This is a genomic window from Polynucleobacter sp. (assembly GCF_040400325.1).
Lineage (GTDB): Bacteria > Pseudomonadota > Gammaproteobacteria > Burkholderiales > Burkholderiaceae > Polynucleobacter.
Map to the genome: position 1 here is coordinate 540,951 of NZ_JBBAQK010000001.1, position 8,834 is coordinate 549,784.

Genomic DNA, 8,834 nt, shown 5'->3' on the forward strand with positions numbered 1-8,834 from the left:
AGTGTGTATGCCGCTTTGAGAAAAACCAGAGCTAAAGATCTGGGGTGTTGTCCAACTTGTGGTCACAAACTAAGGAACTAATATGAAAAAAACGCTTATAGCAGTCGTATCGATCTCTGTTGCTGCATTCGCTTATGCAAAATCTTCAGCAACGGATTCATCTGCTTTAGTTCTACAACAATGCAAAATTTCCGCAGAAGCGGTGTCAACCCTTAAAGGTTTGCGTTATGGCAATACCTCGATTCGAAAGGATGTTTCAACCCTGATTCATCAGAGTCTTAAGACACCTGAAAACCGCGAGATCGCTCAAAAAACCCTGAATCTAATGGTCGATGACAGGGTAAGTGACGTGCGAACTTTAGAAGGTAAGTATTGTTCTTAAATAGAGTTACTCGAGTCATACATGCCGCAAGTTGCTGAGTGCCCTGAGTGCGGCAATATGCGTCCACTATTCGAACAGTGTCCGCATTGTGGCTCTACCAATGCGCCAAGATTACTGACCGACACGATTGAGATTAATCTTAAATTAGGTCAGCCCTTAGTTGAAGAGGCTATTGAAAATCTTGGCAATCAAATCAGAGATTCCTATGAGCTTGGCATTAAGGCCATCGTGCTGATTCATGGATATGGATCTAGCGGTGAGGGCGGCCACATTAAAAGAGCCGTCCATCAGGCACTAGAGGGCAATTATTTTTCTGATCGAGTGGATGATTTCTATTATGGTGAAACAGTGCCATATGGCAGTGAGGGCTACCACTCTCTGATAAAACGTAGGCCTGGCCTAAAGGCCTATCTGCAGCGCTTTAAGGCTGGTAATGCCGGTATCACCGTTCTGCTATTGAATACCCCGAGCAGAAATGCTTAGAATGACTATATGGGCAACTAAAACATTGGCAAAAAGGTAAATATGAACACAAAAAAATCAAGCAGTCCATCTGAACATAGCGAGATTTCTTCTGAGCAACTGATAGGGGATTTCAAGGCCCTGATGGCCGATGCTGAGGCATTAATTAAAGCGACTGCAAGTCATGAGGATGGTGCAATCGCCGCTGTCAGGTCTAAAGCATCAGAAACTCTCGCGAACGCCAAAGAAAAACTTTCCATGCTTGAGGGTCCCTTGGTTGATAGAGCCAAAGTAATGGCGCAGGGTACTGACGATTTTGTCCATCGCAATCCTTGGGAGGCAGTAGGTGTTGCTGCAGGATTGGGTTTATTGATTGGCTTACTCATTCGTCGACATTAAGGATCTATGTCACAAGAAGATCTCCTATCGTCGATTAAGAATCTAGCAGCCACTGGCGCATCAATTGCACAAACTCGTCTTGAGCTATTGTCGGTGGACGTGCAGATTGTACGAGCTAAATTCATTAGCTTATTAGTGATGATTGTTTGCGCGCTCTTCTTTTTATTCTTTGGATTGGTGATGCTGTCTCTGCTGATTGTGATTTATAGCTGGGAATCAGATCGGATGTTGGCTTTAGGTCTACTGACAAGTGGCTTTATTACGATTGGATTGATTCTGGCGATCTTAATTATGAGATCACTGCGCACCATGCCAAAGCTCTTTGAAGCTTCGATTGCTGAGCTTGCCAAAGATCGTGAGGAGCTTTCTTGCTAATGAGTCAGGATCTAAAAGTATTAGAAAAACGATGCCAAGAGTTACAAATTCAGGCTGGAAAAGAGCGTGGCAACTTAGCCCTGCATTTCGAGCCCTGGGAAAAGCCTTTGTCCTGGGCGGATAAAGGAGTCGATATATTTCACTTCTTTAAAAATAATCCCATCATCTTGACTGGTGCTTTTGCTACATTGGCTCATTACAAGCCTAAGTTAGCTAGTAGAATTTTGTCTGTAGGGTGGGGTGCTATGAAGCTTATCAAGAGTACAAAGTCTTTGATTTAATGCGCTTAGCTTTTTAGAGCAGAGCGGTTTTCAATTTGATGCTCATTTAAAAGCTTTCTGCCATTCAGTATTTCAATTTCTAGCAGAGTGAGAGATCCGGCCACTTCAAAACCAGCGCTGCGAATCAGTTTGTCTGCTGCCACTAGAGTTCCCCCGGTAGCTAGCACATCGTCTAGTAGTAGAACCCTCGCGCCCCTAGGTAGCGTAGATTGCTGAATTTCCAATGAATCTGTTCCATATTCCAATCCGTAAGCTTCTCGATGAGTAGCTAAGGGCAACTTGTTGGGCTTACGAGCTAAAGCCAGTCCCTTTTGAGTATGAAGTGCCAATGCAGAGCCAAAAATAAAACCCCGAGACTCTATACCCAGAATATGGGTGTATTCAAATTCACGGGCAAGCATTTCTAGCTGGCAAATAGCCTCTTTGAAGGCTGCGGGATTAGCAATAAGTGGAGAGATATCACGAAAGAAGATGCCTGGTTTAGGAAAATCAGGCACCCCAGGAAGATAATCTAATAAATCCATTTTGTTGTTTAATCTCTCATATGAAAAACGATTTACTGATTATCGCCGCCTTAGAGTCTGAACTCAAAAGCGATGCTTTACCGTCCGGGGTCAAGATTGTGTATACCGGGGTCGGTAAGATTAATGCCTCGATCGCTTGTTTTCAGGCAATTTATCAACATCAGCCAAAGCGCATTATAAATTTTGGTACCGCTGGAAAGATCAACCCCCAGATTCATGGCCTGCTAGAAGTGGGTACAGTGGTTCAAAGGGATATGAATGCTGAACCTCTAGCACCACGTGGCGAAACTCCATATAGTCACACGCCGGTCAAGCATCACTCTAGTAGCGGTCTTTATGTCTGTGGAACGGGTGATAGCTTTGTTAATTCACATGATGAATGGCTGCATCAGCAAAAAGTAGATCTAGTGGATATGGAGTTATATGCAATTGCTGCAGTTGCACATCATCACAACATTCCATGGCAGTCATTTAAATACATTACAGATGATGCCAATGAACAATCTGGCGATGATTGGCAAGGAAAGGTTAATTACGGTCAGGAGCTCTATTTAGCAAAGCTAGAAGAGCTGCTATCAGTTATAAAGTAGCTAATATGCCTAATCCCAGTAAGCCATGGCTACAGAGCTATCCCGACGGTGTTCCTCACACTATTGGTGAGCTTTCACACACCTCCCTAGTAGAGATGCTTGAAGAATCATTTACCAAATTTCCAAGTCGAAATGCTTGCGAATATCTTGGTCAGTTCATGACTTATCGTGAGTTGGATCAGCAATCTCGAAATTTTGCTGCATATCTGCAAACCTTAGGTTTTGAATCGGGATCCCGTATTGCCATCATGCTGCCTAATGTCATGCAATTTCAGATTGCCATGATGGGGGCATTGCGGGCTGGTTTAGTTGTCGTCAATGTCAATCCACTTTATACATCTCGAGAATTAGAATATCAACTCAAAGATAGTGGTGGATCGGCTCTTGTCATTCTAGAAAATTTTGCTCATGTCTATCAAAAAATTGCCCAAAAAGTATCTGTAAAGAAAGTGATTGTGACTAGCTTGGGTGAATTTATCGGTACCAAGGGTAAGGTAGTTGATTTTGTAGTGCGCCATATCAAGAAAGTAGTTCCGCCGTGGAATTTACCTCAAAGCATTCGCTTTAAGGAGGCGCTAAAAATAGGTGCTAGCTCGCCCTATGTGAAGCCCTCAATCTCAATTGACGATATCGCTTTTCTTCAATACACCGGTGGTACTACTGGCGTATCAAAAGGTGCTGTTTTATCACATCGCAATATCTTAGCCAACGCAAAACAAATTGAAGTTTGGCTAGAGCCTGGCCTCAAGGGTAAGCAAATTGATCAGATGATTTTTTTATGTGCTTTACCGCTTTATCACATCTTTGCCCTTACAGCCTGTGCTGTATTTGGCGCCCGCATTGGCGGCATGTTGATTATGGTTCCCAATCCGAGAGATATTCCTGGCTTTATTAAGTTATTGAAGTCTCACCCGAATATTCATATATTTCCCGGGGTCAATACACTCTTTAATGCGTTAATTCATCGTCCAGAATTTTCTAATATCAAACTACCGAACTTACTGGTCACCATTGGCGGTGGAATGGCAATGCAAAAAGTAGTTGCCGATGAATGGCAAAGACTGATTGGCGTCCCCATTGCCGAAGGCTACGGACTTTCAGAAACCTCACCTGTAGCCTGCGTCAATACGCCCCTTATTCAGAGTTTTACGGGGCATGTAGGTTTACCAGTGCCCGGCACAGAGGTAGTGATATTAGGCGATAACAACAACGAGCTGCCTTTAGGCCAAGCTGGTGAGATTTGTATCAAAGGACCACAGGTAATGACCGAATACTGGAATATGCCAGAAGAAACACGGAATGCATTTACCTCAGATGGATATTTTCGTTCGGGCGATATTGGTTTGATGGATGAAAATGGCTACGTCAAAATTATCGATCGTAAAAAAGACATGATTATTGTGTCTGGCTTTAAGGTATACCCAAACGAAGTGGAGGAAGTGCTGTCACTGATGCCGGGAATATTAGAATGTGCTGTGATTGGCACGCCCGATGAAGAAACGGGTGAAGCGGTTAAGGCTTTTATTGTCAAAAGGGATGCTGATCTTTCTGAAGATCAAGTACTAGACCATTGCAAACAACAGCTGACGAACTATAAGCGTCCAAAGAAAATTATCTTTAGAGCAGACTTACCCAAGACCAATGTGGGAAAAATATTACGCCGTGAACTAAGGGATTGAGTCTTTAGTGCTAATTTACATTCGTTCATTACTGTTTTATCTCTATTTAATTTCCATTACATCCATTGCTGCGTTTATTTGTATATTGATAACGCCCATTACTAGTGTCGCGCAGCGCTACAGCATAGTGCGCTTCTGGAGTTATTTAAATCTCCAGATGCTCGAAGTGATTTGCAAAGTTCAGTACCAAGTCTTGGGTATGGAGCATATTCAAGAGTGTGGCTCTCAACCTATGATTTTGCTGAGCAAGCATCAGTCGGCTTGGGAGACCATCGTTTATCCCTATATTTTTCCAAAAACACTGTGCTTTGTCTCCAAACGAGAATTGCTGTGGTTACCCTTTTTTGGTTGGGCCTTAGCCTCACTCAAGATGATTACAATTAATCGTGGTGATAGAGAAGTAGCTAGAGCTGCAGTTGCTGTTCAGGGCAGGGAGCGACTAGCACAGGGGCAGTGGATTGCAATCTTTCCAGAGGGGACTAGAACTCCTGTGGGCTCATACCGCCCTTATCGCAAAGGCGGCTTTCGACTAGCTCTTGCGACGGGGACAGATATTATTCCAGTAGCGCAAAATGCTGGCAATGTATGGCCACGCAATAGCTTTCTAAAATATCCTGGCATGGTGACTGTCTCTATTGGTCATGCCATTTCAGTTCAAAATAAATCAGAAGAGCAAATACAGGCTGAAGTAGAAGCTTGGATCGAAGGTGAAATGCATCGCATCGATCCAACTGCCTACCAGTAGGAAAAGTTTCAGCCCTTTGGCGTCTTGCCAACCATCTTGGCCGCCCTTAAGAAATCAAAATCCACGCCCTTGTCCGCTTGCATCACCGTATCGAGAAATAATTTTTGATATCCGCGGGCAGCAGTAGGTGAGGTAATGGGATTTTCCTTGGCACGTTTGGCCAATTCTTCATCGGAAATTAATAGGCTAATCTCACGATTTTTAACACTCAACCGAATTTGATCACCATTTCGAACATGTGCTAAAGGGCCGCCAATAGCGGATTCAGGAGTGACATGTAAGACAATCGTTCCAAACGCAGTACCGCTCATGCGGCCATCAGAGATACGAACAATATCTTTTACTCCAGCACGCGCTAGCTTCATTGGAATCGGAATGTAACCAGCTTCAGGCATTCCTGGGGCACCTTTGGGGCCGATATTCTTCAACACCAAAATATCATCTGCGGTGACGTCTAAATCAGGACTATCGATACGAGTAACGAGATCTTCGGAATTTTCAAATACCACTGCACGACCGGTATGCTCCATCAGTTTTTCATTAGCAGCAGATTGTTTAATGATGGCGCCGCCAGGAGCTAGATTGCCATGCAGCACAGCAATACTGCCTCGCGGATAGATTGGATTATCCAATCTACGAACGACATCTTGCTTAAAGCTTGGAGGAGCCGCATCAATTTCTTCACCGAGTGTTCGACCACTCACAGTCATAGTGTTGAGATTGAGGAGTGGCTTGAGCTCACGAAGTAGGGTAGTCATGCCCCCTGCATCATGGAAGCTCTCCATATAGTGATCACCTGATGGTTTGAGATCAACTAATACAGGCGTTTCATTACCCATTCTATCGAGTGCATCCAGATCAATTTCAAGGCCCATCCGTCCAGCAATAGCAGTAAGGTGAACGATGCCGTTAGTTGATCCTCCGATCGCCAGCAAGACACGCATAGCATTCTCAAAAGCATCAGCAGTCAAAATCTTGTCAATCGTTAAACCATCCTTGGCCATTTGCACAGCGCAAGTACCGGTTTCTTCTGCAACTCGTATTCGATCAGCTGTCACAGCAGGTGGTGATGCACCACCTGGCACAGTCATTCCGAGCGCCTCTGAGATACAGGCCATGGTGCTAGCAGTACCCATCACTGAACAGGTGCCAACACTAGCAACTAATTGATCATTGACTTCATCTTTTTCAATTTCATCGATCTCACCGGCACGGAATTTACCCCAATAGCGACGACAGTCTGTGCATGCCCCAACGCGTTCACTGCGGTGTGAGCCAGTTAACATCGAGCCAGTAATCAATTGAATCGCTGGTAGACCAGCAGAAGCAGCGCCCATCATTTGGGCAGGAACTGTTTTATCGCATCCACCAATCATCACTACTGCATCCATCGGCTGGGCCCGCAACATCTCTTCAGTATCCATCGACATGAGATTACGCAAATACATACTAGTAGGGGCAGCAAAACTCTCATGAATCGAGATCGTCGGAAATTCCATAGGAAGACCGCCAGCCAGCATGACTCCTCGTTTCACAGCCTCTAATAATTGCGGCATATTTCCATGGCAGGGGTTATAAGAGCTGCCAGTATTAATGATGCCGATGACAGGACGGTCTAGAGCGCTATTGGTATAACCAGCGCCTTTAATAAAAGCTTTGCGCAAAAATAAGGAAAAGGCTTTATCGCCATAGCTGGTGAGGCCTTTGCATAAACCACTTTCAGGGCTTGCCTGAGGGTCATTTTTTGGCTTGGTGCTCATATTTGTCTCTAGTATTTATAGTATTGATTTAGATTGTAGCCATTCAAGGATCGATCCGCTTACATGCCCCCGCCCCAGCGATACTGCCAAGAAATGCCTAATAAATCGTAGCTATTATTGGTTCGAGAGTATGTGCCAGTACTTCCATAAATCTTGATGGATTTTTGTTTATCGATGGGATAGGAAAAGGTAGCCCCAAAACGCCAATTTTCTTGTGAACCACTGACAGGTTTGCTATTTAAATAAGTCTGTCCACCAACGTAATAGGTGGCATCTGCAGAGAGCCAAGCTGTCGACGGAAAGTAATAAATCACGTGGGATTGGGTAGAGTAAATTGGGTTTTGTGACAAAGTATTGCCACCCAAAAAGCTGGTGTTACTAGTGTAGATAGTTGCTGCACCTGCTAATTCAAAGCGCCATGGACCAAGTGCCTTTGATGCACCTAGCCCCGGTTGGATAAACCAACGATTTGCTCCAACATTGATCATTTGCTCGTTGTTGTACTGGCCCCATGGAATGGAAGCAGCAAGACTTACTCCAATAATCAGATCTTGTTGGTAATTTTTAAACTGATCTAGTGTAAGAGCCGGTGCACCATAGAGATTGACGGAAGCTTTAATTAGAGGGTCTGATAAACCTTCTGATGTCGCGTTAATCGTTTGACTGCCTAATTTTCCAGAGCCGCTCAGTTGCGCATAAGGAAGTACTAGGGAAATTTTTCCAGATTGACCCGCCACATCCAGAATGCGGGTGTAGCTTACTGCCTCGGTAGTGAGTTTGTATGAGCTACTAGATGCTTGACCAATTCCAATACTGGCAAAGTTAATGCCAATCGGTGCATTAGAGTAGGCACGCGCTTCAATTTCTTGAGCTTTAGCCTGGATTCCAAGCGATAGAAATAGGCAAAGCAATGCAGTCCGCATACTCTGTAACACAAACAGGAAACTAGCTCTTGGAGCTTGGCTCATGTGGTTTGGATTTTTCACCAAACAAGATTGCTAAGGTTGCATTCGTTCCTAAAGCAATCTTTAATCCTTCTAGCGCTAAATAAGGCCAGACAATTAACAAATACACAATACACAGTGCGCTGACACGCAATGGATCTGCTTTACCAAATGCCTTTAACGAGTCCCAAAAGTCTCTTCCATGAATGAGGCCATTTGCACCTGCCTCAACATAATTGAGGCAAAGCACAATCCCAACGTAGATGAATGATTGCAATAGTAAGGACCTAATAAGCCCCTTAGACATACTAACCTTGATTGGAAAAGCTGCCTCACTTATCAGTAAGAACTTTGCTGATAGCGCACCTTTGATGATAGCAAAACCAAAAATAGAGAGCGGTATAGGATATTTATTGGCAAAAGTTGCTCCTAAAAAACTAAGAGCACAGAACCAGACCCCAAAGTAAATAGAAAGAACGATAGCCTTTTTAGCCTCATTCTCAATTTTTTTGACAAGTCTTGGATTAGGTGCTTGTGCTTGTTCTGAGGTAGTCATACTACTATTGTATGTGCTTGATATAAAAAAGAAAAAGGCCGCTAATTGAGCGACCTTTTCAGAGTTGGCTCCTCGACCTGGACTCGAACCAGGGACCTACGGATTAACAGTCCGGCGCTCTACCAACTGAGCTATCA

At 44.1% G+C, this 8,834-nt stretch carries 12 protein-coding genes; 8 read left to right on the forward strand and 4 right to left on the reverse strand.

Going from position 1 to position 8,834, the window contains the following annotated elements; translation table 11 throughout:
* Nucleotides 1-82 precede the first annotated feature (82 nt).
* From ABWP14_RS02675 to ABWP14_RS02695, 5 genes are read left to right on the forward strand one after another with little or no spacing between them, the layout of a single operon-like run.
* A complete protein-coding gene (locus ABWP14_RS02675; protein WP_353201416.1) occupies nt 83-382 on the forward strand; it encodes a hypothetical protein in 300 nt (99 codons plus the stop codon).
* A gap of 21 nt (nt 383-403) precedes the next feature.
* Nucleotides 404-865 carry a Smr/MutS family protein gene (locus ABWP14_RS02680; RefSeq protein ID WP_353201417.1) on the forward strand — a complete coding sequence of 154 codons (462 nt, stop codon included), beginning with the start codon at nt 404-406 and terminating at the stop codon, nt 863-865.
* A 42-nt stretch (nt 866-907) separates the two neighbouring features.
* The gene (locus ABWP14_RS02685) at nt 908-1,243 is read left to right on the forward strand and encodes an ElaB/YgaM/YqjD family protein (protein ID WP_353201418.1); all 336 of its coding nucleotides are present in this window, start codon (nt 908-910) and stop codon (nt 1,241-1,243) included.
* Nucleotides 1,244-1,249: 6 nt separating this feature from the next.
* The gene (locus ABWP14_RS02690; protein WP_353201419.1) at nt 1,250-1,618 is read left to right on the forward strand and encodes a phage holin family protein; all 369 of its coding nucleotides are present in this window, start codon (nt 1,250-1,252) and stop codon (nt 1,616-1,618) included.
* Complete coding sequence (locus ABWP14_RS02695) at nt 1,618-1,899, forward strand: YqjK family protein (protein WP_353201420.1); 282 nt, start codon at nt 1,618-1,620, stop codon at nt 1,897-1,899. The genes ABWP14_RS02690 and ABWP14_RS02695 overlap by 1 nt, the downstream gene beginning before the upstream one ends.
* Before the next feature lie 5 nt (nt 1,900-1,904).
* Here the strand turns inward: ABWP14_RS02695 and ABWP14_RS02700 are convergent, their stop codons facing one another.
* Entirely contained in the window at nt 1,905-2,423 is a 519-nt protein-coding gene (locus ABWP14_RS02700) for an adenine phosphoribosyltransferase (protein ID WP_353201421.1), read from the reverse strand.
* Nucleotides 2,424-2,443: 20 nt separating this feature from the next.
* Between ABWP14_RS02700 and ABWP14_RS02705 the strand changes: the two genes are divergently transcribed.
* From ABWP14_RS02705 to ABWP14_RS02715, 3 genes are read left to right on the forward strand one after another with little or no spacing between them, the layout of a single operon-like run.
* Complete coding sequence (locus ABWP14_RS02705; protein WP_353201422.1) at nt 2,444-3,013, forward strand: phosphorylase family protein; 570 nt, start codon at nt 2,444-2,446, stop codon at nt 3,011-3,013.
* Nucleotides 3,014-3,018: 5 nt separating this feature from the next.
* Entirely contained in the window at nt 3,019-4,692 is a 1,674-nt protein-coding gene (locus ABWP14_RS02710) for an AMP-binding protein (protein WP_353201423.1), read from the forward strand.
* Nucleotides 4,693-4,699: 7 nt separating this feature from the next.
* A complete protein-coding gene (locus tag ABWP14_RS02715; RefSeq protein ID WP_353201424.1) occupies nt 4,700-5,437 on the forward strand; it encodes a lysophospholipid acyltransferase family protein in 738 nt (245 codons plus the stop codon).
* Between the two features lie 8 nt (nt 5,438-5,445).
* On the opposite strand, the gene ABWP14_RS02720 is transcribed toward ABWP14_RS02715, so the two are convergent.
* Genes ABWP14_RS02720 through ABWP14_RS02730 form a run of 3 tightly spaced genes read right to left on the reverse strand, consistent with a single transcriptional unit; the run spans nt 5,446 to nt 8,697 of the window.
* The gene (locus ABWP14_RS02720) at nt 5,446-7,197 is read right to left on the reverse strand and encodes an IlvD/Edd family dehydratase (protein ID WP_353201425.1); all 1,752 of its coding nucleotides are present in this window, start codon (nt 7,195-7,197) and stop codon (nt 5,446-5,448) included.
* Nucleotides 7,198-7,256: 59 nt separating this feature from the next.
* Complete coding sequence (locus ABWP14_RS02725; RefSeq protein WP_353201426.1) at nt 7,257-8,165, reverse strand: transporter; 909 nt, start codon at nt 8,163-8,165, stop codon at nt 7,257-7,259.
* Nucleotides 8,143-8,697: a hypothetical protein gene (locus ABWP14_RS02730; RefSeq protein WP_353201427.1), complete on the reverse strand. Its 555-nt coding sequence runs from the start codon at nt 8,695-8,697 to the stop codon at nt 8,143-8,145. Before ABWP14_RS02730 ends, ABWP14_RS02725 begins: the two co-directional genes overlap by 23 nt.
* Nucleotides 8,698-8,834 lie beyond the last annotated feature (137 nt).

What these genes read in the sequence shown, in the direction of transcription:
- ABWP14_RS02675 (WP_353201416.1), top strand. Translation starts at nt 83, where the DNA reads ATGAAAAAAACGCTTATAGCAGTCGTATCGATCTCTGTTGCTGCATTC.
- ABWP14_RS02680 (WP_353201417.1), top strand. Translation starts at nt 404, where the DNA reads ATGCCGCAAGTTGCTGAGTGCCCTGAGTGCGGCAATATGCGTCCACTA.
- ABWP14_RS02685 (WP_353201418.1), top strand. Translation starts at nt 908, where the DNA reads ATGAACACAAAAAAATCAAGCAGTCCATCTGAACATAGCGAGATTTCT.
- ABWP14_RS02690 (WP_353201419.1), top strand. Translation starts at nt 1,250, where the DNA reads ATGTCACAAGAAGATCTCCTATCGTCGATTAAGAATCTAGCAGCCACT.
- ABWP14_RS02695 (WP_353201420.1), top strand. Translation starts at nt 1,618, where the DNA reads ATGAGTCAGGATCTAAAAGTATTAGAAAAACGATGCCAAGAGTTACAA.
- ABWP14_RS02700 (WP_353201421.1), bottom strand. Translation starts at nt 2,423, where the DNA reads ATGGATTTATTAGATTATCTTCCTGGGGTGCCTGATTTTCCTAAACCA.
- ABWP14_RS02705 (WP_353201422.1), top strand. Translation starts at nt 2,444, where the DNA reads ATGAAAAACGATTTACTGATTATCGCCGCCTTAGAGTCTGAACTCAAA.
- ABWP14_RS02710 (WP_353201423.1), top strand. Translation starts at nt 3,019, where the DNA reads ATGCCTAATCCCAGTAAGCCATGGCTACAGAGCTATCCCGACGGTGTT.
- ABWP14_RS02720 (WP_353201425.1), bottom strand. Translation starts at nt 7,197, where the DNA reads ATGAGCACCAAGCCAAAAAATGACCCTCAGGCAAGCCCTGAAAGTGGT.
- ABWP14_RS02725 (WP_353201426.1), bottom strand. Translation starts at nt 8,165, where the DNA reads ATGAGCCAAGCTCCAAGAGCTAGTTTCCTGTTTGTGTTACAGAGTATG.
- ABWP14_RS02730 (WP_353201427.1), bottom strand. Translation starts at nt 8,697, where the DNA reads ATGACTACCTCAGAACAAGCACAAGCACCTAATCCAAGACTTGTCAAA.